General features: G+C 69.6%; 21 protein-coding genes. 8 read left to right on the top strand and 13 right to left on the bottom strand.

What is annotated here, in order from left to right:
- Positions 1 to 163: 163 nt before the first annotated feature.
- The 3 genes from ACSBPH_RS14310 to ACSBPH_RS14300 form a co-directional block, all read right to left on the bottom strand.
- Positions 164 to 991 (bottom strand): ABC transporter permease, encoded by an 828-nt coding sequence (locus ACSBPH_RS14310; protein WP_442574987.1) that lies wholly within the window; start codon positions 989 to 991, stop codon positions 164 to 166.
- Positions 988 to 1803, bottom strand: coding sequence for an ABC transporter permease (locus ACSBPH_RS14305; protein WP_442577315.1), 816 nt, complete (start codon positions 1801 to 1803; stop codon positions 988 to 990). The genes ACSBPH_RS14310 and ACSBPH_RS14305 overlap by 4 nt, the downstream gene beginning before the upstream one ends.
- Positions 1804 to 1916: 113 nt before the next feature.
- Positions 1917 to 2858, bottom strand: coding sequence for an ABC transporter ATP-binding protein (locus ACSBPH_RS14300; RefSeq protein WP_442574986.1), 942 nt, complete (start codon positions 2856 to 2858; stop codon positions 1917 to 1919).
- 105 nt (positions 2859 to 2963) lie between these two features.
- Here ACSBPH_RS14300 and ACSBPH_RS14295 point away from each other — a divergent pair, with 105 nt between their 5' ends.
- Positions 2964 to 4103, top strand: coding sequence for a 5-methyltetrahydropteroyltriglutamate--homocysteine S-methyltransferase (locus tag ACSBPH_RS14295; RefSeq protein WP_442574985.1), 1140 nt, complete (start codon positions 2964 to 2966; stop codon positions 4101 to 4103).
- 87 nt (positions 4104 to 4190) lie between these two features.
- Here the strand turns inward: ACSBPH_RS14295 and ACSBPH_RS14290 are convergent, their stop codons facing one another.
- The 4 genes from ACSBPH_RS14290 to ACSBPH_RS14275 form a co-directional block, all read right to left on the bottom strand.
- Positions 4191 to 5141, bottom strand: coding sequence for a VOC family protein (locus tag ACSBPH_RS14290; RefSeq protein WP_442574984.1), 951 nt, complete (start codon positions 5139 to 5141; stop codon positions 4191 to 4193).
- 79 nt (positions 5142 to 5220) lie between these two features.
- Positions 5221 to 6330 (bottom strand): 4-oxalomesaconate tautomerase, encoded by a 1110-nt coding sequence (locus ACSBPH_RS14285; protein WP_442574983.1) that lies wholly within the window; start codon positions 6328 to 6330, stop codon positions 5221 to 5223.
- The gene (locus ACSBPH_RS14280; protein WP_442574982.1) at positions 6317 to 7030 is read right to left on the bottom strand and encodes a 4-carboxy-4-hydroxy-2-oxoadipate aldolase/oxaloacetate decarboxylase; all 714 of its coding nucleotides are present in this window, start codon (positions 7028 to 7030) and stop codon (positions 6317 to 6319) included. Before ACSBPH_RS14280 ends, ACSBPH_RS14285 begins: the two co-directional genes overlap by 14 nt.
- Complete coding sequence (locus ACSBPH_RS14275) at positions 7027 to 7782, bottom strand: PIG-L deacetylase family protein (protein ID WP_442574981.1); 756 nt, start codon at positions 7780 to 7782, stop codon at positions 7027 to 7029. Before ACSBPH_RS14275 ends, ACSBPH_RS14280 begins: the two co-directional genes overlap by 4 nt.
- Positions 7783 to 7993: 211 nt before the next feature.
- Between ACSBPH_RS14275 and ligM the strand changes: the two genes are divergently transcribed.
- Complete coding sequence (gene ligM, locus ACSBPH_RS14270) at positions 7994 to 9397, top strand: vanillate/3-O-methylgallate O-demethylase (RefSeq protein ID WP_442574980.1); 1404 nt, start codon at positions 7994 to 7996, stop codon at positions 9395 to 9397.
- A gap of 200 nt (positions 9398 to 9597) precedes the next feature.
- Here the strand turns inward: ligM and ACSBPH_RS14265 are convergent, their stop codons facing one another.
- Positions 9598 to 10539: a LysR family transcriptional regulator gene (locus ACSBPH_RS14265; protein ID WP_442574979.1), complete on the bottom strand. Its 942-nt coding sequence runs from the start codon at positions 10537 to 10539 to the stop codon at positions 9598 to 9600.
- 153 nt (positions 10540 to 10692) lie between these two features.
- Here ACSBPH_RS14265 and ACSBPH_RS14260 point away from each other — a divergent pair, with 153 nt between their 5' ends.
- Complete coding sequence (locus ACSBPH_RS14260; RefSeq protein WP_442574978.1) at positions 10693 to 12051, top strand: aminomethyl transferase family protein; 1359 nt, start codon at positions 10693 to 10695, stop codon at positions 12049 to 12051.
- An 89-nt stretch (positions 12052 to 12140) separates the two neighbouring features.
- Here the strand turns inward: ACSBPH_RS14260 and ACSBPH_RS14255 are convergent, their stop codons facing one another.
- The 4 genes from ACSBPH_RS14255 to ACSBPH_RS14240 all read right to left on the bottom strand — a co-directional run bounded on the left by ACSBPH_RS14255 (position 12141) and on the right by ACSBPH_RS14240 (position 17059).
- Entirely contained in the window at positions 12141 to 13757 is a 1617-nt protein-coding gene (locus ACSBPH_RS14255; RefSeq protein WP_442574977.1) for a tannase/feruloyl esterase family alpha/beta hydrolase, read from the bottom strand.
- A 194-nt stretch (positions 13758 to 13951) separates the two neighbouring features.
- Positions 13952 to 14728 (bottom strand): DUF1932 domain-containing protein, encoded by a 777-nt coding sequence (locus tag ACSBPH_RS14250; RefSeq protein ID WP_442574976.1) that lies wholly within the window; start codon positions 14726 to 14728, stop codon positions 13952 to 13954.
- Positions 14729 to 14740: 12 nt separating this feature from the next.
- Positions 14741 to 15616 (bottom strand): IclR family transcriptional regulator, encoded by an 876-nt coding sequence (locus ACSBPH_RS14245; RefSeq protein WP_442574975.1) that lies wholly within the window; start codon positions 15614 to 15616, stop codon positions 14741 to 14743.
- Between the two features lie 72 nt (positions 15617 to 15688).
- Positions 15689 to 17059, bottom strand: coding sequence for an aminomethyl transferase family protein (locus ACSBPH_RS14240; protein WP_442574974.1), 1371 nt, complete (start codon positions 17057 to 17059; stop codon positions 15689 to 15691).
- Between the two features lie 295 nt (positions 17060 to 17354).
- Between ACSBPH_RS14240 and ACSBPH_RS14235 the strand changes: the two genes are divergently transcribed.
- From ACSBPH_RS14235 to ACSBPH_RS14215, 5 genes are read left to right on the top strand one after another with little or no spacing between them, the layout of a single operon-like run.
- Complete coding sequence (locus tag ACSBPH_RS14235; protein ID WP_442574973.1) at positions 17355 to 18137, top strand: ABC transporter ATP-binding protein; 783 nt, start codon at positions 17355 to 17357, stop codon at positions 18135 to 18137.
- A complete protein-coding gene (locus ACSBPH_RS14230; protein WP_442574972.1) occupies positions 18124 to 18834 on the top strand; it encodes an ABC transporter ATP-binding protein in 711 nt (236 codons plus the stop codon). The genes ACSBPH_RS14235 and ACSBPH_RS14230 overlap by 14 nt, the downstream gene beginning before the upstream one ends.
- Positions 18835 to 18837: 3 nt before the next feature.
- Positions 18838 to 19719 (top strand): branched-chain amino acid ABC transporter permease, encoded by an 882-nt coding sequence (locus ACSBPH_RS14225; RefSeq protein WP_442574971.1) that lies wholly within the window; start codon positions 18838 to 18840, stop codon positions 19717 to 19719.
- Positions 19719 to 20813 carry a branched-chain amino acid ABC transporter permease gene (locus ACSBPH_RS14220; RefSeq protein WP_442574970.1) on the top strand — a complete coding sequence of 365 codons (1095 nt, stop codon included), beginning with the start codon at positions 19719 to 19721 and terminating at the stop codon, positions 20811 to 20813. The genes ACSBPH_RS14225 and ACSBPH_RS14220 overlap by 1 nt, the downstream gene beginning before the upstream one ends.
- Positions 20810 to 22078, top strand: coding sequence for an ABC transporter substrate-binding protein (locus ACSBPH_RS14215; protein ID WP_442574969.1), 1269 nt, complete (start codon positions 20810 to 20812; stop codon positions 22076 to 22078). The genes ACSBPH_RS14220 and ACSBPH_RS14215 overlap by 4 nt, the downstream gene beginning before the upstream one ends.
- A 486-nt stretch (positions 22079 to 22564) precedes the next feature.
- On the opposite strand, the gene ACSBPH_RS14210 is transcribed toward ACSBPH_RS14215, so the two are convergent.
- The gene (locus ACSBPH_RS14210; RefSeq protein ID WP_442574968.1) at positions 22565 to 23227 is read right to left on the bottom strand and encodes a GntR family transcriptional regulator; all 663 of its coding nucleotides are present in this window, start codon (positions 23225 to 23227) and stop codon (positions 22565 to 22567) included.
- Positions 23228 to 23411 lie beyond the last annotated feature (184 nt).

Here is a 23411-nt window from a genome sequence, read left to right as displayed (position 1 = left end):
GAGGTAGGAGAAGACACCGGCGTAGGACGATTCGGCCTCGGATCGTCCTACGCCGGTGTCTTTTCCTACGCCGGTGCGGGGCGGCGCGGACGTCGCCGGCCGTCGCGCTCGGTACGCCGGTGCGGGCCCGTGCGTGCGTCGCCGGCCGTGCTCCGGGCGGCCCTCAGTCGAGGAAGAGGGCGCGCAGCCGCTTCGTGGTGAAGACGAGGCCGACGGCGATCATGACGACGAAGTAGAGCAGATGCCAGCCCATGTCGGGGCTCATGACCCCCGTCGTGAGGCCGCGGATCAGCTCGACCGCGTGCCACAGCGGGAACGCCATGACCACCGTCTGCACCCACTCGGGGTAGACCGTGATCGGGTAGAGCGTCGCCGAGAAGAGGAACATCGGCAGCAGCACGAAGTTGATCCAGTCCATCTGCTGGAACGTCTTCATGTAGCTCGTCACCGCCATGCCGAGGGCCGCGAACCCGAACGCGATGAGCAGGACGGCCGGGATGGCGAGGATCGCCGTCCACGCGAGGTTCAGCCCCAGGATCTGCATGATGATGAGGAATCCGGTCGCGTACAGGAGTCCGCGAAGCAGTGCGTAGAGGATCTCGCCGAGCGCCACGTCGAGGGGTCCGAGCGAGGTCGCGAGCATGCCCTCGTAGAGCTTGCCGTAGTTGAGCTTGAAGAACACGTTCCACGTCGAGTCGTAGATCGCGCCGTTCATGGCCGAGACGGCCAGCAGCGCCGGCGCGATGAAGGCCGCATACGAGACCTCCACGCCGCCCGACGTCTGCACGTCGCCGATCATCTTGCCGAGGCCGAGCCCCATCGACGCGAGGTAGAACACCGGCTCGAAGAAGCCGGAGAACACCACCACCCAGCTCGACGAGCGCGCCGCGATGAGACCGCGCTGCACGACGGCGAAGGGATTGCCCGACCACAGCGCCCTCACGCTGCCGCGGCGGGGCGCGGCATCCGTCGTCGTCGTCACCGCGGTCATTTCGCGAGCCTGTTCGTGAAGACGCGCCGGGCGACGAGGTAGCCGCCGACGATGAGGGCGAGCAGGTACAGGACGTTGATCCAGACCAGGGGCGACGAGAGATCGCCGTACGTCACGGCGCGGCCGAGCTCGGAGGCGTGCCAGAGCGGCGAGATCCAGCCGATCCACTGGAGCCAGAGCGGCAGGTTCGTCAGCGGGTAGAAGGTGCCGGAGAAGAGGAACATCGGCATGAAGATGAACCGCTGCACGAGCGCGAACTGGCCCCTGTCGTCTTCGATCGACGCCGCGTAGGCCATCAGCGGGATGCCGAACGACAGGCCCGCGAGCATGCCGATCGGGATCATGAGCCAGGCCGTGGCGGGGTTGGTCTGTGAGGGATAGAGCGCCGCGAAGAAGATCCAGATGAAGAGGTAGTAGAGCACGACCGTCACGCCCATGCGCGCGGCCGCGCCGCCGATGACGCCCCCGGCGATCTGCGGCGACGCGATGGGCGAGGCGTTGAACCCGTAGAAGTAGCGACGCCACTTGAAGCCCGACATCACCGGGTAGGTGAACTCCTCGGATGCCACGGCGATCGCCGCCGTCATGAGCAGCGCGGGCGCGACGAAGACGAGGTACGGCACCTCCTGGCCGCGGTCGTCGATGGGCGCCTGGATGAGCGCCGCGAGCCCGACGGCGAGCCCGAGGAGGTAGAGGATCGGCTGGCCGAGCGCGTTGATGATGATCGTCCAGCCGTAGGCGCGCATCGCCCGCACCATGTGCTCGGTGACGTACAGCGTCCCGCGGCGGCGCGGCTTGCGCCCCCACTCCATCGCCTCGGCGCGCAGCTGGTCGAGCGAGGGCGGCACGACGGTGGCGGTCCTCGCTCCCTCGTGCCGCGGCGTCGGCGGTTCGACCGGCCCGCGGGCCGCAGAAGCGTCGTCGCTCATTCGATGAGCGTCCTTCCGGTGAGACGGAGGAACACGTCTTCGAGCGAGGAGCGGCGCACGAGCGACGTGAGCGGCTCCAGGCCTTGGCGGGTGATGCGCTCGAGGGCCGCCTCGCCGTCGTCGGCGTAGATGAGGATGCGGTCGGGAAGCACCTCGACGCGGTCGCCGATTCCGTGCAGGAGTCCCGCGACCTCCTGGTTGCGGTCGGAGCCGAAGCGCACCTCGAGCACTTCGCGCGTGGAGTGCTGGCGGATGAGTGAAGCCGGAGTGCCCTCGGCCATGATGCGGCCCTTGTCGACGACGATGAGGCGGTCGCACAGCTGCTCGGCCTCGTCCATGTAGTGAGTCGTGAGCACGAGCGTCGTGCCGCGCTCCTTCAGCCGGAAGAGCCGGTCCCACAGCACGTGGCGGGCCTGCGGGTCGAGGCCTGTCGTCGGCTCGTCGAGCAGCAGGATGCGGGGGTCGTTGATGAGGCCGCGGGCGATCGTGAGGCGCCGCTTCATGCCGCCCGAGAGCTGATCGACCTTCGCCTTGGCCTTGTCTTCGAGCTGCGCGAACCCGAGCAGCTCGTCGGCCTTCTCGTGGCAGACCTTGGCCGGCAGTCCGAAGTAGCGGCCGTAGATGAAGAGGTTCTCGCGGGCGTTGAGCTCGCCGTCGAGGTTGTCCTGCTGAGGGACGACCCCCAGGCGCGAGCGGATCTCGGGGCCGTACTGATCGGGGTCGAGGCCGAGGATCGTGAGGTCGCCGCGCGTGCGCGTCGACACGGCGCCGATCATCTTCATCGTGGTGGACTTGCCCGCCCCGTTCGGCCCGAGAAGACCGAACGACTCCCCCGGCGCGACCTCGAACGACAGGCCGTCGACGGCGAGGAAGTCGGGCTTGCCCTTCGACGAGTAGGCCTTGACGAGGTTGCGGGCATCGATCACGGGGGCGGGCACCGAACAACCCTAACGCCGGGGTCCGACACGGCCGCCGACGAGGGACGGTGACGGCATGTGACGGTGTGCTCGGCGCACGGCGCCCTCTGCGATTACGATCGCCGGGTGACCCACTCCGCCTCGACATCCGTCCGTCAGCGCGCCCCGTTCCGGGCCGACATCGTCGGCAGCTTCCTTCGACCGGCAGCCGTCGCCGAGGCGCGGCACGAGCACGCGGAGGGCGACCTCTCCACGGCGGCGCTCCGCGCCGTCGAGGACGACGCGATCGCCCAGCTCGTCGCGAAGGAGACGGAGGCGGGCCTGCAGCTCGCGACCGACGGCGAGTTGCGCCGCTCCTGGTGGCACTTCGACTTCTTCGGATTCCTGGAGGGCGTCGAGATCGTCGAGCTCGATCACGGCATCCAGTTCCAGGGAGTGCAGACCAAGCCGCGCGGCGTACACATCTCGGGACCGATCCGCTTCACCGACGACCACCCCTTCCTCGCGCACTTCCGCTTCCTGAAGGAGCAGGCGGATGCCGCGGGCGTCACCGCGAAGTTCACGATCCCCGCGCCGACGGTGCTCGACTTCCGCGTCGAACCCGGTCACATCGACCCCGTCGCCTACCCGGGCGGGCACGCCGCGATCACCGACGACCTCGTGCAGGCGTACCGCGACGCGTGGCAGGCGTTCTACGACGCGGGCGCGCGGTACCTGCAGTTCGACGACACCGCGTGGGCCTACCTCTGCAGCGACGTCGAGCTCGAGAAGGCGCGCGAGCGCGGCCTCGACACCGACGGCATCGCCGAGCGCTACGCGACGCTGCTCAACCGCATCCTCGACGGCAAGCCTGAAGACCTCGTCATCACGACGCACGTGTGTCGCGGCAACTTCCGCTCGACGTGGATCTCGTCGGGCGGCTACGAACCCGTCGCCGAGCAGCTCCTCGGCAAGACCAAGTACGACGGCTTCTTCCTGGAGTACGACAGCGAGCGCGCGGGCGGGTTCGAGCCGCTGCGCTTCCTCCCCGAGGGCGACCAGATCGTCGTGCTCGGCCTCATCACGACCAAGACGGGCGAGCCCGAAGACCCCGAGCTGGTGCGCCAGCGGATCGCCGAGGCCGCTCAGTTCGCTCCGCTCGAGCAGCTCGCACTGAGCCCGCAGTGCGGGTTCGCCTCGACCGAGGAGGGCAACGTCCTCACCGAGGACGAGCAGTGGGCGAAGATCCGCTCCGTCGTCGACATCGCCGCCGAGGTCTGGAAGTAGTCCCCGAGAGCGTACGCGAGACGCCCCGGACTCCGAGGAGTCCGGGGCGTCTCGCGTCTCCCGCCGTCGTCGCCGACGTGGGGCGGGTCAGACGAGCGGGGTGCCGTGGGTGTGGAAGGTCTCGATCGTCTTCATCCCCCACGCCTGGCCCTTCTTGCGCTCCTGCTCAGACCACTCGACGACGGGCTGATCGGGGTCGAGCAGCAGGCGGGCGCCCGCGTTGGCGAACTCGATGCGGTTGCCGCCGGGCTCCCACACGTAGAGGAAGAACGTCTGGTTGATCGCGTGCTTGTGCGGGCCGGACTCGATGTGGATGCCGTTCTCGAGGAAGATGTCGGCGGCCTTCAGGATGTCTTCGCGGGTGTCGGGCGCGAACGCGATGTGGTGCAGGCGGTTGCCGTGCTTCGTCCAGTCGTCGGAGTAGACGACGTCGTAGGACTTGAGGCTGAAGTGGAACCACCAGGCCGCGAACTTGCCCGAGTCCAGGCGGATCCGCTCGGACTCGCGCATGCCGAGCGCCTGCGCGAGGAACTCGCCGTTGGCCTCGACATCCTTCGCCAGATAGTTGATGTGGTCGAGGCGGCGGGCGTTCACACCGCGGCCGGGGAACGCGGAGGCCTGGTTCTTGAGAGCGGGGCGGTCCTCGTCGGATGCCACGTACCGCTCGGTCTCGTAGAAGATCGCCATCGCGTGCCCGTCGGGGTCGCGGAACGCGTAGGTCGGTCCGGTGCCCACTTCGCCGTCGACCCAGCCCTCGCCGAGACCCAGCGCGTCGATCGCGGCGACGCGGCGCTCCAGCGCCTCCTGCGACGACGCGCGGAACGAGGTGCGGCCCACACCCGCGGCATCCGACGCGGTGAGCTTGATCGTGTAGAGCTGGTACTCGTCCCACGTGCGCAGGTAGACGGAGTCGCCCTTCTCGGCGACGACGCGCATCGCGAGCAGGTCGCGGAAGAACCACAGGCTCTTGTCGAACTCGGGGGTCAGCAGTTCGACGTTCGCGAGATGCGCGACGTCGAAAGCAGTCTGGTCGGTCATCGGGTGTCCTCTCTGACGGGCGGGATGTCCAGGTGGGCGGATCGGAAGCGGGCGGATCAGGGTCGCGGATCAGGGCGGATCAGGGTCGCGGGAAGACGACCCCGTCGAAGAGCTTGCGCGCCGTGCGCACGGAGGTCGAGCTCGCCGACCATGTGCCGTCGGCGGACTGCGAGACGCGCACGCGCGCGGGGAAGGAGCCGGACGGATGCTCCAGCTCGATGGTCTCCGCACCGCTCAGCTGTGCGAGGTCGGCGCCGACGGCGCCCGGGATGCTGATACCCGCCGCGACCGAGGCCGCCATGAGCACCCCGATCGAGGAGTGGACGCGCGAGGGGATGAACGCGCGCGTCGAGATCGCGCCGCCGGCCCGCGGGGGCGAGAGGAGGAACATCTTCGGAACCGTCTGCTCCGACACGTCGCCGAGCCCCATGAGCTCGCCGGCGGCGAGCCGGACGGCCTCGACCTCGGCGCGGAGGTCGACCCGCTCCTCGAGCTCGGCGGGGCTCTCGTCGCCGGTCACGCCGAATTCGTCGGCGCGCAGCAGCACGACGGGCATCCCGTTGTCGATGAGGGTGACGCGGTGGCCCGCGACCTCGTCGGCGACGCGGCCGGTGGGAAACAGGGGCCGACCGCCCGACGTGAGCTCCAGCTCGATGCGCGCGGCCATGCCCGGCACTCCGTCGATGGCCTGCGAGCCGGCGTAGTCCGGACGGCCGTCGCGGGTCGGGAAGCGGGCGGTCGCGACATCCCCCGTGTTCACGAGCCGGATGCGCACGGTCGTCTCGCCTTCGCCGGCGGGCACGAGGCCGCGCTCGAGCGCGAACGGGCCGATGCCCGCGAGGAGGTTGCCGCAGGTCTGCGTGTCGCTGACGACCGGCTCGTCGACGACGACCTGGAGGAAGAGGTAGTCGATGTCGATGCCGGGCTCGGGCGAAGCGGAGACGACCGCGACCTTGCTCGTGAGCGGGTGCGCCCCACCGATGCCGTCGATCTGCTTCGGGTCGGGACTCCCCATGATCCGCAGCAGCAGGTCGTCTCGAACTGCGGCGTCTGCCGGCACATCGCCGGAGAGGAAGTAGGCGCCCTTCGAGGTGCCGCCGCGCATGAGCATGCAGCGGATGCCGTCGCGCACCGCCGCCGCCACGGCCGCCGCCACGGGCGCCAAGAGGGCCTGGTCAGCGTCCGCCATCGTCGTATTCCGCCTGGGTCATGTAGCTCACCCCGAGATCTGCGAGGGTCTTCCGTAGGCCCTTGCGGTCGAGGCTGAGCTGCGCGCCGGACCCGTACGCCTCGCGGTCGGCGGCCTCCTTCTCGACGCGGGCGTCGGCCGCTTCGAGCACGGCGGACGCTTCGCGGCGCGGCACGACGACGACCCCGTCGTCATCGGCGATCACGACATCGCCCGGCTGGACGGTCGCCCCCGCCACGACGATCGGCACGTTCACCGAGCCGGGCGTCGCCTTGACGGTGCCCTGCGCGTGGACGGCCCGCGACCACACCGGAAAGCCCATCGCGCGGAGGTCCGCGACATCCCTCACTCCGGTCGTCGTGACGAGCCCCCGCACGCCCCGCGCCTTAAGCGCCGTCGCGAACAGGTCGCCGAACGCGCCGTCGGTCGACGGGGAGGTCGTCGCGATGACGAGCACGTCGCCCGCCTGGCACTGCTCGATCGCCGCGTGGATCATGAGGTTGTCGCCGGGCCACGACAGGATCGTGACGGCGGAACCCGCGATCCGCACGCCGTCCTGGATGGGACGGATGCCGGGATCGACCAGTCCCGTCCGGCCCATCGCCTCGTGGACGGTCGCGACACCGTGGACCGCCAGGGCGTCGACGGTCGCGGCATCCGCTCGCTCGATGTCGGTGACGATCACGGGTCGGGCGCTCATTCGAGCACGCCCGTCACCTGCGGGAAGTACCGCATGTAGGCCTCGCCCATCGTCTCGTGCGCGAGTCCGAGGTTCGGGCCCGCGTTGCGCTTGACCTGCACGCCGCGCCGGACGGCGAGGTCGGTGTAGTACGACCACATGTGCTTCTGCGCGGGCAGGCACTCCATCGCGGCGCGCTTGCGCGGAAAGGCGTCGGTGACGTCGAGGAGGACGTTGGGCTTGAAGTCGCACTGCTCGGGCTGGTGCGGCTCGAAGAAGAAGACGGGCGGCGCGCCGATGATGTTGTCTTTCGAGGGGAACGACCCGTCGGAGTTCGCGACGCCGATGGCCTGCGCGAGCACGCGCGCCTGCAGCGCCATGCGGGCCGCGGCGGGGTGGTCGCCGTTGTACGGATCGGCCAGCGGATGGGTCAGCACGACGGTCGGCTGCACGCGCCGGTACACGTCGACGAGGCGCGCGACGGCTTCCTCCGACTCGACGAGCGGGTAGTCGCCCAGGTCGAGGAACTCGATCTCCGCGCCGAGGGCGGATGCCGCGGCCGAGGCCTCCTCGCGGCGGATGGCCTTGATCTCGGCGAGGCTCTTGCCCTGCAGCCACTGGCTCGCCGACTCGCCGCGCTCACCGTAGGAGAGGCACACCACCACGGCGCGCTCACCGCGCATCGTCGCGGCGGCGATCGCTCCCCCGGCGCGCCACACGAAGTCGCCCGCATGAGCGCTCACGACCAGCATCGCGGAACCGTTGTCGGGCATCGTGCTCCTTAGAAGTCGGCCGCCCGCAGGCGGGCGGAGGCCGCCGTCGGCATCGATCGTCGGCAAGGCCAGCGAAGCACACCTCTAGCGCATTGGTCAAGATTATGTTTACAATCTTGGCGACCGGCAATCCCTCTGGACATAGGTATTTGTCCATGCGTACGATGCCGGGCAGACCTCACCACCACGGACAAGGAAGTCGAGGGCCGTCATGGCACGCAATCTGCAGGAGCTCCTGGACGAGAAGGGCAATGTCGTCGAGATGCTTCGCGACTCGCAGCTCGGCACGTACATCTATCCCGTCGTCCCGGCCGAGTTCACGAACTGGCGCCGCGAGCAGAAGGCGTGGCGCGAGACCGCCGTGCTGTACGACCAGACGCACCACATGGTCAACTTCTTCGTCTCGGGTCCCGACGCGCTGCGCCTCCTGCGCGAGACCGGCATCAACAGCTTCGCGAACTTCCCCGTCAACACCGCCAAGCAGTTCGTGCCGACGGCCTCGAACGGCGGCGTGATCGGCGACGGCATCCTCTTCCACGAAGCCGAGAACGAGTTCGTCTACGTCGGTCGCGCCCCCGCCGCCAACTGGCTGCAGTTCCACGCCGAGACCGGCGGCTACGACGTCGAATTCCGCTACGACGACCGCTCGCCGTCGCGCCCCTACGGCCAGGCCGTGCACCGCGAGTACTACCGCTTCCAGATCCAGGGCCCGAACGCCTGGCAGATCATCGAGAAGCTCGCCGGCGGCCCCGTCGAGCAGGTCAAGTTCTTCCACATGGGCGTCCTCGAGATCGCCGGCGAGCAGGTGCGCACGCTCCGCCACGGCATGGCCGGCGCTCCCGGGCTGGAGCTCTGGGGACCCTACGAGCAGCACGGCAAGATCCGCGACGCGATCCTCGAGGCAGGTCGCGACTTCGGCATCGAGCCCTGCGGCTCCCGCGCCTACTCGTCGAACACGCTCGAGTCGGGTTGGATCCCCTCCCCCCTGCCGGCGATCTACTCGAGCGAGGGCGAGCGCGCCTATCGCGAGTGGCTGCCTGCGAACAGCTACGAAGCGATCAACGCGCTCGCGGGCTCGTTCGTCTCGCAGAACATCGAGGACTACTACCTGACCCCGTGGGAGCTCGGCTACGGCTCGTTCGTCAAGTTCGACCACGACTTCATCGGCCGCGACGCGCTCGAGAAGCTCGACCCCGAGACCCAGCGCAAGAAGGTCACCCTCGCCTGGAACGACGAGGACCTCGCCAAGATCCTCACGAGCGTCATCGACCGCGAAGGCCCGGGCTACCAGTTCTTCGACCTGCCGAACGCGAACTACGGCTCGTCCAACTACGACGCCGTGATCGACGCCAACGGCACCAACGTGGGCCTCTCGCTCTTCACGGGCGTGACGGCCAACGAGAAGCGCGGCCTGTCGCTGGCCACCGTCGACCGCGAGATCCCGCTCGGCACCGAGGTGCGCGTCGTCTGGGGCGAGCCGAACGGCGGCTCGCGCAAGACGACCGTCGAGCCGCACGAGCAGATCGCGGTGCGGGCCGTCGTCAGCCCCGTGCCGTACGCCGAGACCGCGCGTCTCGAGTACCACGGCGGCTGGCGCTCCGCCGGGACCCTGTAGGCCGGGCCGGGCCGGGCCGGCGTCGAGTTGCCAGTCGATCGCGCAACTCGACGCCGAGTCGCCACATCGAGTGGCAACTCGCGGTCGCAGGCGGGCTTCCGGGCCACCGAAGCCGCCGAGGGGTTACAGAGGAGGGGACGGATGCCGCGGCATCCGTCCCCTCCTCCGCTCCTGCCGACGACCCCGGCAGCTCGCGCGGCTCACGCCGAGGGGGCCGCCGCGAGCGCATCGCCGTGGATGACGAAGAACTGCCCCGACGACCCCTCGACGGCACGCGCGACCGTCGCGTAGAGCCAGTCCAGCGCGGCGGTGTGCTGCGTCGTCGCCCGCCGGTAGAGGTAGACCTCCACGGGCGGCATCTCGAACGGCAGCGGGCGCACGACGAGCGGCCAGGTGGCCGCCCATCCCGCCGCGATCGTGTCGGGGACGCTCGCGATCAGGTCGCGGCTGGCGGCGAGGACGGGCGGAAGGGTCGTGATGTGACGCAGGGCGACCTGGGGCTCGACCACGATCCCCGCGCGGCGCTGCGCCGCCGCGAGCATCGGTCCGCCCGAATCTCCGCCGACGGTCGCGTGCTGCGCCGCGACGTAGGCGTCGAGGTCGAGGGTCGAGGTCGCGAGCGGATTGGCCGCCGACATCGCGACGGCGTACTGCTGCGACTTCAGCAGGCGCCGGTCGAACCCGCCCGGCACGTGGGAGGTCGTGACGGCGAGGTCGACCGTGCCTCGCGCGAGCCAGTCCGGCAGCTCGCCGGTCTCGAGCGGCACGACTTCCAGGCGCATGTGCGGCGCCCGCGAGCGGATGCTCGCGAGGATCGCCGGCAGCCAGCCGATCTCGCCGAGCTCCGACAGCGCGAGCCGGAACAGCCGCTGCGACTGCGACGGATCGAAGGCGTGCACGGCGTCGATCGTCCGGTCGATGCCGGCGATCGCGTCCCGGAACCCCGGGTAGACGGTGTCGGCGAGCGGCGTCGGCCGCATCGCGCGGCCGTCGCGCTCGAACAGCGGGTCGTCGAGCTCGCGCCGCAGCCGGGCGAGCGCCTGGCTCACGGCGGGCTGCGTGACGTACAGCCTCGCCGCCGCGGTCGTGAGGCTTCGCGTCTCGTAGACCGCGACGAAGACGCGGACGAGGTTCAGGTCCACGATGCGACCACCGCGCGACTTAGAACTGCTTCGGCAATCATAAGCAGAGCTTATCGCTCAACCCTTTTCAAAGAACCAGCGGTAACTACCATGGACAGAGTGCCGTGACGGATGCCCCGGCATCCGTCCCCCTGTGAACGAAGGAGTTCTGTGATGACCGAGTCCGCCGCCGACGCGATCGCCCGAGCCGGAAGCGCCGTCGAACTGCTGCGCAACGCCCAGGCGCGGCCGACGATCTTCCCCGTGACGCCCGAGTTCACGAACTGGCGCTCCGAGCAGCTGTCGTGGCGCAAGACGGTCGCCCTGCTCGACCAGTCGCACCACATGACCGATCTCTTCATCTCCGGGTCCGACGCCCTGCGGCTGCTGCGCGACACGGGCGTCAACTCGTTCGAGAATTTCGGGGTCGACCGTGCGAAGCAGTTCGTCGCCGTGAACCACGAGGGCTACCTCATCGGCGACGCGATCCTCTTCCATCTCGAGGAGGACGTCTTCGACCTCGTCGGGTGGTTCATGGTGCTCGACTGGGTGCAGTACCTCGGCGAGACCGGCGACTACGACGTCACCTTCGAGCGCGACGCCAACTCCCTCATGCGGGAGGCGGGCGTGCCGCCGAAGCTCTATCGCTACGAGCTGCAGGGCCCCAACGCCCTCGCGCTCATGGAGAAGCTCACGGGAGGGCCCGTCCCGCCGACGAAGTTCTTCCACATGGCGACCTTCACCATCGACGGCCTCGAGGTCCGCTCGCTCCGCCACGGCATGGCGGGACAGCCCGGCTTCGAGCTGTTCGGCCCGTGGGAGGAGGGCGAGCGCGTGCGCGATGCCATCCTCGCGGCCGGCGAGGAGTTCGGGCTCGTGCGCGTCGGCGCGAAGGCATACTCTTCGGCGAACCTGGAGTCGGCGTGGGTGCCCTCGCCGTTCCCCGCGATCTTCACGGGTGAGGGCTCGGCCGAGTACCTGCAGTGGCTCCCCGCGAACCGCGTCGGCTCGCTCGCCGGCAGCTTCGCCTCCGACGACGTCGAGGACTACTACCTCACGCCGTACGACCTGGGCTATGGCCGCAGCGTCGCGTTCGACCACGACTTCGTCGGCCGCGCTGCGCTCGAGCGGCACGCGGCGGCAGCGCAGCGGCAGAAGGTCACGCTCGTCTGGAACCCCGAGGACGTCGCCGCCGCGCAGCGCTCCCTCTACGAGCCCGGGACGCCCGCGAAGTACATCGACTTCCCCAAGGCCCGCTACGGCGTCTATCAGGTCGACCGCGTGCTCGTCGACGGCCAGGACGTCGGGATCTCGCACGACGCCGGCTACATCACCGGCGAGCAGGTGTTCGCCTCGCTCGCATCGCTCGACGCCGCGCACGCCGAGCCCGGCACCGAGGTGACGGTCATCTGGGGCGAGGAGCCCAACTCCACCAAGCCCGCCGTCGAGCCGCACCGCCAGATCGAGATCCGAGCGACCGTCTACCCCGCCCCCTACTCGGCCTTCGCGCGGGAGAACTACCGCAAGGACTGACGCCGCGGCTCCTGGGGCTCGCTCCGGAGCGGGGAAGGGCTCCGACATCCTCTCGATGCCGGAGCCCTTCGGCGGCGATGCGCCCGAGCTCAGCCCGTCACGCAGGCGTAGGAACTCGCCTGATCCACCGAGCCGTAGCCCTTGTACTGCGGCCACGACGGGTATTCGCACATCGGACGCGTGCGATCCGCGCCGGCGTTGCCGTCGCGGGCGACGAGGCCGGACGGGGCGATGCCGTGCTCGACCCAGTTCACGATCGCGCTCAGCCCGTCGTACTGCGCGAGGAAGAGCCCCTGACCGTGGCCCCAGCCCGGCACCTCGTAGAACCTGAGGAAGGACGCGAGGCGCTTGCCGAACTCATCCTGCAGCGAGGAGTAGTAGAGCTCCGTGTTGTGGGGCGTGATGAAGTCGTCGATCGTGCCGTGCGTCATGATCACCTTGCCGCCGTGCGCTCGGAACTGGTTGAGCGAGACGTCGGTGACATCCATGATCTCGCCGACCTCCTGCACGCGGTCGGCGTAGTCCACCGGGTCGACGGTGTAGGGATCGAAGCCCGGGGGGTTCCCGGCGACGCCGTACCGCATGGTCGCATCGAACACCTGGAACTGGAGGCCCTGCGACTGCGGCCCCGAGCCGAAGCCTGCGAAGCCCTGATACAGAGCGCCTTCGAACAGCGCACTCCGGGCGAAGGTCGAGTTGCCCTCGATGTCGATGCCCAGGTCGTAGTCGGTCGTGATCTTCACGGCCGCCTCGATCTCGACGTCTGAGAGGCACGCGTCGACCGTCGCGGGATCGACTCCCGCGGGGCACGCGAGCGTCTGGATGTCGAATGCCTCGTCGCACCCCTTGACATTGCTGATGAGCCCATCCGTCACGCCGTCGAGCGGATCGCATGTCGCATAGACCGCGTTCGATATCGTCGCCGTCTCGGCAGAGTTCAGGTGCCCGGCCCCGCCTTCGAGCAGCAGCGCATCGCGGAAGTTCACCGCCCCCACGTGCATCATGGTGACGTTGTACGCAGGGTAGTTCGCGACCACCCCGTCGTAGTCCTTCGGGTAGCGCGCGGCAGCGTCGAGGGCCTCGTGGCCGCCCTGCGACCCGCCGATGAAGTACGACCACGTGGGGTCCACCCCGTAGGCGGCGTCGATGACCGCGTATGCGGCGTCATGCGCCTTCTTGACGGACCACTGCCCGTAGTTGAGGAACAGCTCCTCGTCGAGCTGGAAGCGTCCGTCGAACCCCGGACCGCCCTGGTGTCCGCCGTCCGAGCCGAGTGTGACCCACCCCTGCGAGAGGGCGGTCGGGGAACCCGAGGGCTGCGCCGTGTACAGCCCCGTGGCCGTCACGAGGGAGCCGTCGAAGCCGCCTCCACCGAACTGAAGTGTCCGGCCGTTCCAGGAGCCCGGCAGGTTGACCCGGAACTGCATGTCCTGAGGTGCGCTGACGGCTCGGATCCAGCCCGTCACGGCGCAGTAGCCGCCGGCTGCGTCCCAGACGGCGGTGTCGATGTCGGCACCGTTCGTCGGCAGGTCGATCGCCTTGGCGGGAATCGTGAGGTCGACCAGAGCGGCGCACTGTCCCGCAGTGAGCACCCCGCCGCCGCGGACAGGTGAGGCGGCCGAGGCGGGTGACGCTCCCGCCGTCATGATCAGGGCTGCCACGATGCCGATCGACACCGTCGCCAGCCTCTTCATCGTTGAGTTCATCGACGCTCCTTCGCGTGGGGGGATGGCCGCACTGAGGCGGGGCTCGCACGCTTCCAGGTCTGTGGACGAGGTGCAACGCGACTTCCGTCCAATGAGCGCTTCGTTGTGCGGGCGGTCGGTGTCGCGTACGATCCCTCGGTTCGGCCGTTCGATCACCACCGATCAGCACCCGGGATCGGGAGGTCGCGGCGCGATCAGCTCTGCCGGTCGGCGACGATCCGCTCGAACCAGGCGAGGGTCGCGCGCGTCATGTCGGCCGGCGCCCCCGTCGCCTCGAGAGTCGCGAGGGCTTCGCGCACCTCGTGCTCGCGCCGTACGGCGTGCTGGCGCGTGCCGGTGAGGAGCCGCTCGATGAGCGCCTCGCCGTCGGGTCCGAACTCCGCCGCCATCTGGCCGCGGAGCCATCCATCGGCGCCCGCTGCCTGGGCGGCGGTGTCGGCCTCGATCACGAGCGCCGCGAGCCCCTTCATGAAGACGCTGCGGAGCAGGCGGAGTCGCGCGGCCTGACCCGGGCCGCCGTCGATCACGGTGATCGGCACCCCGAAAGGGGCGAGGCGCTCGGCGAGCTGCACCGCCCCCGCGCCGCTGGCGAGGAGGGGCGTGCGGTGCGCCGCACGCGGCACGGGCGCGAGCACCGCGACATCCGCCATCGCGATCCCCCGCGCTGAGGCGAGCGCACCGATCTCCTGCTTGAGCTCGGGCGTGGTCGTGTTGAGGTCGGCGTAGACGGCGGACGCGGGCACGAGCGGGAGGGCGTCTCGGGCGACGGATGCCGCAGCCTGCCCCCCGACGAGGCTCACGACGACCTCGGCCCCCGCCAGCGCGTCGGCGAGGTCGTCGAGCTGGCGCACATCGGGGTCGCCGAGGACGTGGTGCGGGTCGTATCCGCGCACCTCAGCGCCGGCCCGGAGGAGCCCCCGGGCGTAGTGGCGCCCCGCCTCGCCGAGGCCCAGGATCGCGATCGTCGTCATCGAGTGCTCACCCTAGCCGCCGGTCGGCCAGGGCGCCGCGTCGAGGGAGGCGAAGTAGTCGAGCGAGCGCTGGGAGCTGCTCACGAGCGCACGCAACCCGCCGACGCCGTCACGGACGGCGCCCCCGCCGTCGGGCAGGTAGGCCTCTTCGAGCGCCCGCGTGATGCCCGCCGCTGCCACCGTGAGCAGCTCGACCGCCGGCTGCGGCGATGTGCCGTCGTTCGCGATGACGACGCCGACGGCCGCGTACACGGCGCCGTGCGGGCCGAAGACGGGCACCGCGATGCCGCGCGACTCGGCGTGGATCTGCCCGTCCGACACGGCGAACCCGTCGGCGCGGACGTGGCGGAGCTTGTCGCGGAGCGCGCCGGGGCGGATCGTGTGCGGCGTGTAGGCCGGCCAGCCGGCCGCGATGACCTCGTCGACGAGAGTGGGCGCGGCGTGCGCGAGCAGCACGAGGCCGCTCGAGCTGACCGGGAGCGGAGTCCGGCCCCCGATCAGCGTGAGGTTCAGGACGGCGTCGCGCGTCGACATCCGCTCGATGAAGAGCACGTCGCGACCGCTCAGCACGCCCAGCTGCGTGTGCTGGCGCACCCGCGCGTGCACGGCGCCGAGCCATGGCCGGGCGAGTTCCCGCAGGCCGAGGGCTCCGGGGGTTCGCGAGGCGAACTCCCACAGCCTCACGCCGAGGCGGTAGGTGCGATCGGGCATCCGCTCGAGGAGGCCTTCCCGCTCCAGCTCGGCCACGAGCCGGTGAGCCGTCGAGAGCGCCAGGCCCGCGGCATCCGCGATCTCCGTCAACGTCAGGAAGGGGCGGAGCGCATCGAACGCATCCAGCACGCGCAGATGCTTGTGCAGGACCGATTCGCCGTCCGACCCTCGCGCCACCCCGGCCTCCTTCGCCCGCGCCATGCTAACCCCGATTCCGTTGAGAGGAATCGGGGTCGGCATGAGAACGCGTCAGCCGTTCGCGCGATAGACGGTCCGAGCCCACTCGTGGTATGGCGCCGGCGCGACCGTCGCGCGGATGCGCACCTGGCGGTGATGGGCGTCGACGGAGTCCTTCTTCGAGATGGGATCCTCGCCCCACACGACCTCGACCTCCTCGCCGTCGGCGATGTCGGTGTCGAGCGTCGCGAGCGACATGTACAGCTGGTCGAAGGCGATGTACCCGGCGTCGGTCGAGATCCCGACGCGACGATCGCCCTGCACGACCTCGTCCATCTGGTAGAGGCCGTACCGCGCCTTGGGGAAGTCCAGGAACTTCGCCGGCGTGCCGGGCTCGAGCTGCGAGCGGACGACGGCCGCGACATCCTCCGCATTCCACAGGAGCGTGACCTTGCGGCGCTTCTGATTCTCGGCGTGCTTCTCAAGGGCCGCGCGGCCGTGGAAGTCGTGGTCGAAGCGCACCGACCTGCCGAGTCCGATGTCGTAGGGGGTCATGTACAAGTCGTGGATGTCTTCGGAGAAGAGCGATCCGCCGACCGAGCCCGCACGCGACGCGGGCAGCCACTCCCGGTATTCGGCGAAGTCGTCGTCGAAGATCGCGGGGAAGGGCGTGGGCACCCATCCCGACTCGAGGGGTGTGGCCGAGTAGGCCTTGGCGCCCACGCGACGGATGTCGTAGCCGGCACCCGCCTCGAGGATCGCGTCGAGGACGACCTGGTTGTCCTCCCACGGGCCGAAGAACTCGAAGCCGGGCTGACCGGCCATTCCGTGGCGCAGGGCTTTGACGTTGCGCCCCGCGATCGTGAAGTCGGCGATGTGGAAGAACTTCACCTCCGGCACCGGTCCGCCGAAGAGCTTCTCCATGACCTCGTTGGCGTGGGGTCCCTGCAGCTCGTAGCGGTAGAACGTCGGCGGTCCCTGGCGCATGTGCGAGTTCGCCTCGAGGCGGTGGTGCACGTCCTTGCCCGCGGCCTCGGCCTTCTCGGCGTTGTAGCGCACCCAGTCGATCAGGATGTGGTGGCCGACGAGCACGAGGCCCTCGGGCCCCTCGGAGTTGTAGAACAGGATGCCGTCGCCGATGAGATAGCCGTCCTGATTGACGGAGATGAGCTGCTTGGCCACGCCCGGGCGGAAGGTCCCGAACGTGTTGGGCGAGATCGACTCGAGCATCGGGAGGAGATCGGCGCCGTGCAGGAACAGCTGCGTCATGTGGTGGGACTGATCCATGAGCGCGACGCTCGTGTTCCACGCGCGCTGCTCGTCGCGCCAGTTCGTGAACTCTGGGGCGACCGGGAACGTGAATGCAGGCCAGTTCTGGTTGCGCAACAGCTCCACGGGGCTGCCCGCGCGGGTGATCGCCGCAGCGAGTGATTCGGACGTCATCGTCTGCCTTCCTGTCGGGTGGGTGAGGCCACGCTACGAAGCGCGAGACAGTGCGTCGTGAAGACTTCCGCTGAACGGGAATGGATGCCGCGGCGAGGGCTCCGTCGCCGGACGATCGAGGGAGTGGAGCCCCACGGGCGCCGGACCGATCACGATTCGGACACGCGTCGCAGAAATCACGCCAAAATCGTTGACAATCTGAGCGCGAATCCGTACCGTCCCATTCACGGGGACAGGTCGTCCTGTCGACCCGACCCGAGCCCGACCAAACGACGCGACGACGCGAAGGGTGAGCATGGCCGCTCAGCTGACACTGCACGACGTGAGCCTCCAATTCGGCGGCATCAAGGTGCTGCAAGACGTCTCCTTCACGGTCGAGCCCGGCCAGATCTTCGGACTCGTCGGTCCGAACGGCGCGGGCAAGACCTCTCTGTTCAACTGCATCAGCGGTCACTACAAGCCGACGTCGGGGTCGATCTCGATCGATGGCGCGGAGATCAGCGGCGCCCGCCCCGCGACGCTCGCGCGGCACGGGCTGGCGCGCACCTTCCAGCACCCGGCTCTGCAGCTGCACTCGACGGTGCTCGAGAACGTCCTCCTCGGCGCCCACACCCGGCTCCCCGGGGGCGCGGGAGAGTGGGCCCTGCGTCTGCCCCGCACCCGTCGGTCCGAGCGGGCGCTGCGCGACGAGGCCCTCGCCCTCCTCGAGCGCAACGGGCTCGGCTGGGCGGCGGGACTGAAGGCCGACGAACTCTCGCACGGCCTGCACAAGGGCATCGAGCTCTGCCGTGCCCTGCTGATGAAGCCGCGCCTGCTGCTGCTGGACGAACCCGCGGCGGGCCTTCCCCACGCGGAGGTCGAGCAGCTGATCCAGACCGTCCGGCGGGTGAGCGCCGAGGACGACATCACGGTCGTCGTCGTGGAGCACCACATGGGGCTCATCGCGGCCCTCACCGACCGGGTCGTGGTCCTCGACCACGGGCGCAAGCTCATGGAGGGCAGCGCCGCCCAGGCGCAGTCCGACCCGCGCGTGATCGAGGCCTACATCGGGAAGGAAGCCGCCGATGACGCTGCTTGAGCTCACCGACGTCACGGCGTTCTACGGGCCGGTGCAGGTGCTCGACACCGTGTCGCTGAGCGTGCCCGAAGGCGGCGCCGTCGGCATCCTCGGCGCCAACGGCGCCGGCAAGACGACGACCCTCCGCGCCATCAGCGGCACGGTCCGCGCGGGAGGCTCGATCGTCTTCGACGGCAAGGACATCCGCGGTCTCCGCCCCGACCAGATCGCGCAGCTCGGCATCGCGCACGTCCCGGAGGGCCGCGGCACCCTCGGCGACCTCACGGTGCGCGAGAATCTGCGCGTCGGCGCGTACACGCGCAAGGACCGCAAGAACATCGCCGGCGACATCGACTACTGCCTCGAACTGTTCCCCCAGCTCAAGGAGCGCATCACCTCCAACGCGTCGGCGCTCTCGGGCGGCGAGCAGCAGATGCTGGCGGTCGCGCGCGCGTTCATGGCCAAGCCCCGGCTGCTGCTCCTGGACGAGGCATCCCTCGGGCTCGCTCCGAGCACCGCGAAGACGGTGTACGACTCGATCAAGCGCCTGCGCGCCGAGTCGGGCATCGCGATGGTCGTCGTCGAGCAGAACGCCAACCTCGCCTTCACCCTGGTCGAGAGCGCCACGGTGCTCGAGACGGGCCGCAACGTCCTCACGGGCTCCTCGGCAGAGCTCAAGGGGATGGACGAGATCCGCCGCGCGTACTTGGGAGGCTGACGCATGGGGACCTTCATCCAACTCGTCATCGACGGGCTGTCGTCCGGATCGATCTACGCCGCGCTCGCCCTGGCGATCGTGCTCGTGAACCAGGCGACCGGCCTCATCAACTTCGCGCAGGGAGGCATGGCCGTGCTGTCGGCCTACATCGCCTGGCAGCTGACGGCGTGGAGCGTTCCGCTCCTCCTGGCGATCCTCATCTCGATCGCCGCCTCGTTCGTCATCGGGGCGATCGTCGAGCGCTTCCTCATCCGCAAGTTCGAAGGCGGCGACCCCGACACCGCCGTGGTCGTCACGATCGGCCTTCTGACGCTCATCACGGGCATCTGCGCGTGGATCTGGTCGTACAACAACAAGCTCTTCCCGTCGCTGTTCCCCCTCGAGACGATCAGCATCGCGGGGGCCGTCGTGAGCGTGCGGTCGATCGGCACGATCCTCGCGATCGTCGCGATCATGGTGCTGCTGCAGCTGCTCTTCCTCGGTACGAAGCTCGGACTCGCCCTCCGCGCCGTGGCGATCAACCCGCAGTCCGCGGCCTTCTCGGGCATGCCTGTCGGCCGTCTCCTGATGGTCGGCTGGGGGCTTGCGGCGAGCCTCGGCGCCGTCGCGGGTGCCCTCGTCGCCCCGCAGCTGACGCTCACGCCGAACATGATGGACAGCGCTCTGGTGTACGCGCTCGCCGCGGTCATCATCGGCGGCCTGACCAGCCCGATCGGCGTCGTGATCGCCGCGTGGCTCATCGGGGTGCTCGAGAACCTCGCCGCCGTCTACGTGCCGCTCATCGGCCACGACCTCAAGATCGCGGTGCCCTTCATCATGATCTTCGTCGTCCTCATCGTCCGACCTCAGGGCCTGTTCGGCCGGAAAGCAGTGGTGCGCGTCTGATGTCCACCGCCACCGCAGTCATGCGCAAGCCCTGGGTCCGCTGGGCCGTCATCGCGATCGTCGTCGTCCTGGCCATCGTGCTCCCCCTCGTGCTGCCCGAGTTCGCCAACACGACCCTCGCCCGCATCGGCGTCTTCGCCGTCGCCGTGCTCGGGCTCAACGTCGTCATGGGGTACACCGGTCAGGTGTCGCTGGGGCAGATCTTCTTCCTCGGTCTCGGCGCCTACGTCACGGCGTACGGCGTGCAGCAGGACTGGAACATCGTCCTGGTCTTCGTGCTCGCGTGCCTCATCCCCGCCGTCGTCGGCCTCCTCGTCGCCCTCGCCGCTGCCCGGCTCGGAGGGCTCGCGATCGCCATGGTCACCATCGCCCTCCCGATCGTGGGCGTCCCGCTCGCGAAGCGGCTGTCGGAGTTCACCGGCGGCTCGCAGGGCCTGTCGGCGCGGTTCACCGCCGCCCCGGAGTGGACGGGCCTCTACGACGACCAGTGGCAGCTGTACATCGTGCTGCTCATCGCCGGCATCTCCTTCCTCCTCACCCGCAACCTCGTGCGCGGCAAGTACGGACGCGCCTTCGCGATCGTCAAGGGCAACGAGGCCGTCGCGGGGTCGATGGGCATCTCGCCCTACCGGTACAAGGTGCTCGCCTTCACGGTCGCCTCGCTCCTGGGCGGAGTCAGCGGGTTCCTGTACATGGTCGTCATCCAGTACACCTCGCCCGAGACGCTCAGCTTCGGGCACTCGATCACTCTGCTCGCCTCGATGGTCATCGGCGGGGCCGGCAGCATCCTCGGCTCCCTCCTCGGCGGCGCCTACTACGTGCTCACGCCGCAGCTGACGAATCTGATCGATCCGGGCCTCACCGCCGTGCTGCAGGGCGCCATCCTCCTCATCGCGCTGTTCGTACTGCCGGGCGGGCTGGTCTCGCTCCCGCGGCTGTTCCGCCGCCGGCGCGCGCGCGAACAAGGCGGCGGCGCGGCGGCGGCCAAGGCCGCGGCATCCGCCACTGCAGTCCCCTCCACGAGCGCACCGGACGGTGCCGACGTAACCACCCACCCACCCACAGAGTCAGAAGAGAGAAGGCAGGACACATGATCACTCACCGCACCAAGATGCGGGCTGTGTCGGTCGTCGCAGGCCTGGGCATCGTCGCCCTCCTCGCAACGGGATGCGCCCGCGGCGGCGACAGCGGCAGCCCGACCGAGAGCGGCGGCGCAGCCGCGGCGAGCCCCGGCATCACCGACGACACGATCACGCTCGGCATCACCACGCCCCTCTCGGGCGCGACCGCCGGCCCCGGCACGTGCACCGTCGCCGGCATCACGGCGTACTTCGGCGCGAAGAACGCCGACGGCGGCGTCACCTTCGGCGACGGCAAGACGCGCAAGGTCGAGATCAAGGCGCTCGACGACGCGTACGACCCGCAGAAGGCCGCCGCGAACTTCGACCAGCTGAAGGACAGCGTCTTCGCGATGACCGCGGGGCTGGGCACGCCCACCAACCGCGCATGGCGCGAGGCCGCGATCGCCGACGAGGTGCCGCAGGCGCTCATCATGACCGGTGACCCGATCTTCAGCGACCAGAAGCAGAGCCCGTGGTCGCTCGGCTTCGTGCCGATCTACCAGAACGAGGGTGAGGCGTTCGGCAAGCTGCTCGCCTCCTCGCCCGACGAGCACAAGGTCGCGATCCTGTCGCAGAACGACGACTACGGCCAGGGCTACGTCGAGGGCTTCAAGAAGGGCATCGAGGGCGCCGACAACATCCAGGTCGTGAAGGAGCTCACGTACGAGGCGACCGACACCAACGTCGACGCGCAGCTGACCGAGCTCGCCGGATCCGGCGCCGACGTCTTCTTCAACGCCATGTCGATCACGCCGCTGGTCATCTCGTCGCTGCAGAAGACGCAGGAGCTCGGGTGGCTGCCCAGCTGGTTCCTCCCGTCGAACACGTCGAGCCCCAGCGCGATCCTCGAGCCCGGCGGCGCCACGGCGTTCCCCGGCGTCTACACCGTCGCGTTCGCGCAGTCGGCCGCAGCTCCGACCTTCGCCGACAGCGAAGACGGCAAGGCCTTCCTCGCCGGCCTCAAGGAGTACGCGAACTACCCGGATCCGCCGGCGTTCCCGCACTGCGTCTGGTCTTACCAGGTCGGCGCGACGCTCGACCAGGTGTTCCAGAAGATGACCGAGCCCACGCGCGCGGACTTCATGAAGGAGCTCCGCTCGATCCAGGACTACGTCGCTCCGCTCATGCTCGACGGCTCCAGCGTCGACACGACCGAGGACGGCCAGCCCGCCGTCTCGACCGTGCAGGTGCAGAAGTACAACGGCAAGGGCTACGCTCCGGCACAGAACTGGGGCTGATCCCGCCACACCCCGAAGGGCGGTCCGCGCGAGCGGGCCGCCCTTCGGCGTGCGCGGCGTTGTGCCGTCCGCGCTCTGGGGCGGACGCCGTGCCCCACTCCGGCTTCACCCGCTCCGGTTTCGTCCCTCCGGTTTCACCCGCTCCGGTTTCACCCGACGCGTGTACCGAACTCAGGACGAGCGGCGCCGAGCAGGGCGACACGCCGACGGAACGGCGTCCTGGCCGGCTCCCGTCCTGAGTTGGGTACGCGGCGGGGGCGGATACCTTGCCCCGCTCCGGTTTCACCCGCTCCGGTTTCACCCGCTCCGGTTTCGCCCGACGCGTGTACCGAACTCAGGACGAGCGGCGCCGAGCAGAGCGACACGCCGAGCGCGCGGCGTCCTGGCCTGCTCCCGTCCTGAGTTGGGTACGCGGGGGGGTGCGCGGGAGGAGGGAGGGCGGAGGTCGGGGCGCGTGGAGAGGAGTGCGGGAGCGGACCAGCGGGGTCAGTCGAGGGCGCGCAGCACGTCCACGATGCCGCTGAGGTGGGCACGCGTCGCGGCCTCGGCCGCGTCGGGATCCCGCGACAGGATCGCCTCGATGATGGCGATGTGCTCGGGCGCCGACTGCACGGCGCGGCCGGGGTGGAAGGCGAGGCGGAACTGGTGGCGCGCAGACTGCGCGCGCAGCCGCTCGAGCAGCTGCGTCGCCGTGGTGTGGTGGCTGAGCTCCCGGATCCGCCGGTCGAGCTCCTGATTGAGCCGCGAGTACTCGACGAGGTTTCCGGATGCCACGGCCGTGCCGATCGCGTCGCGCAGGCCCTGCAGCTCGTCGGCGTCGGCATCCGTCAGGTTCTCGGCCGCCTTGCGGGCGCACAGGGTCTCGAGGCCGATGCGCACCTCGACGATCTCGACGGCCTCGTCGACGCTGATCGCACGCACGCGCGCACCTCGGTTCGGCACCCGTTCGACCAGTCCCTCGTTGGTGAGGTTCAGCAGCGCCGTGCGCACGGCGGCGCGCGATGCGTCGTAGCGCTCGCTCAGATCTGCCTCGATGAGGCGCTGGTGTGGCGCGAACTCGGCTCCGAGGATGGCCTCCCGGATCTGCTGAGTGAGGTCGGGACGCGACGAGGCGTGCTCGCCTGCCTCCATGACGGCGGTATCGGTCATCCCCCGGATTCCCTTCGCATTGCCTGCGGCGAACCCCGGCAGCGGCGGCGATCTGCGCCTCCACGAAGGGGTGCTTCACGCGTCGGCGTCTCTGCCGAGGGGCACCACGACGAGATGCCCACACCCAGGCTATCGGCCAGCTCCACATTGCATACGAAATTGGCGCGAAATTGCGCGGCAATCT

This window comes from Microbacterium sp. F51-2R, assembly GCF_052180235.1.
In the GTDB taxonomy this organism is placed as follows: Bacteria; Actinomycetota; Actinomycetes; order Actinomycetales; family Microbacteriaceae; genus Microbacterium.
The sequence above is the reverse complement of the archived record's forward strand: the minus strand, read 5'-3'. Positions and strand labels throughout refer to the sequence as shown.

What these genes read in the sequence shown, in the direction of transcription:
- ACSBPH_RS14310 (WP_442574987.1), bottom strand. Translation starts at nt 991, where the DNA reads ATGACCGCGGTGACGACGACGACGGATGCCGCGCCCCGCCGCGGCAGC.
- ACSBPH_RS14305 (WP_442577315.1), bottom strand. Translation starts at nt 1,803, where the DNA reads ATGGAGTGGGGGCGCAAGCCGCGCCGCCGCGGGACGCTGTACGTCACC.
- ACSBPH_RS14290 (WP_442574984.1), bottom strand. Translation starts at nt 5,141, where the DNA reads ATGACCGACCAGACTGCTTTCGACGTCGCGCATCTCGCGAACGTCGAA.
- ACSBPH_RS14285 (WP_442574983.1), bottom strand. Translation starts at nt 6,330, where the DNA reads ATGGCGGACGCTGACCAGGCCCTCTTGGCGCCCGTGGCGGCGGCCGTG.
- ACSBPH_RS14280 (WP_442574982.1), bottom strand. Translation starts at nt 7,030, where the DNA reads ATGAGCGCCCGACCCGTGATCGTCACCGACATCGAGCGAGCGGATGCC.
- ACSBPH_RS14275 (WP_442574981.1), bottom strand. Translation starts at nt 7,782, where the DNA reads ATGCCCGACAACGGTTCCGCGATGCTGGTCGTGAGCGCTCATGCGGGC.
- ligM (WP_442574980.1), top strand. Translation starts at nt 7,994, where the DNA reads ATGGCACGCAATCTGCAGGAGCTCCTGGACGAGAAGGGCAATGTCGTC.
- ACSBPH_RS14260 (WP_442574978.1), top strand. Translation starts at nt 10,693, where the DNA reads ATGACCGAGTCCGCCGCCGACGCGATCGCCCGAGCCGGAAGCGCCGTC.
- ACSBPH_RS14255 (WP_442574977.1), bottom strand. Translation starts at nt 13,757, where the DNA reads ATGAACTCAACGATGAAGAGGCTGGCGACGGTGTCGATCGGCATCGTG.
- ACSBPH_RS14250 (WP_442574976.1), bottom strand. Translation starts at nt 14,728, where the DNA reads ATGACGACGATCGCGATCCTGGGCCTCGGCGAGGCGGGGCGCCACTAC.
- ACSBPH_RS14240 (WP_442574974.1), bottom strand. Translation starts at nt 17,059, where the DNA reads ATGACGTCCGAATCACTCGCTGCGGCGATCACCCGCGCGGGCAGCCCC.
- ACSBPH_RS14235 (WP_442574973.1), top strand. Translation starts at nt 17,355, where the DNA reads ATGGCCGCTCAGCTGACACTGCACGACGTGAGCCTCCAATTCGGCGGC.
- ACSBPH_RS14230 (WP_442574972.1), top strand. Translation starts at nt 18,124, where the DNA reads ATGACGCTGCTTGAGCTCACCGACGTCACGGCGTTCTACGGGCCGGTG.
- ACSBPH_RS14225 (WP_442574971.1), top strand. Translation starts at nt 18,838, where the DNA reads ATGGGGACCTTCATCCAACTCGTCATCGACGGGCTGTCGTCCGGATCG.
- ACSBPH_RS14220 (WP_442574970.1), top strand. Translation starts at nt 19,719, where the DNA reads ATGTCCACCGCCACCGCAGTCATGCGCAAGCCCTGGGTCCGCTGGGCC.
- ACSBPH_RS14215 (WP_442574969.1), top strand. Translation starts at nt 20,810, where the DNA reads ATGATCACTCACCGCACCAAGATGCGGGCTGTGTCGGTCGTCGCAGGC.
- ACSBPH_RS14210 (WP_442574968.1), bottom strand. Translation starts at nt 23,227, where the DNA reads ATGACCGATACCGCCGTCATGGAGGCAGGCGAGCACGCCTCGTCGCGT.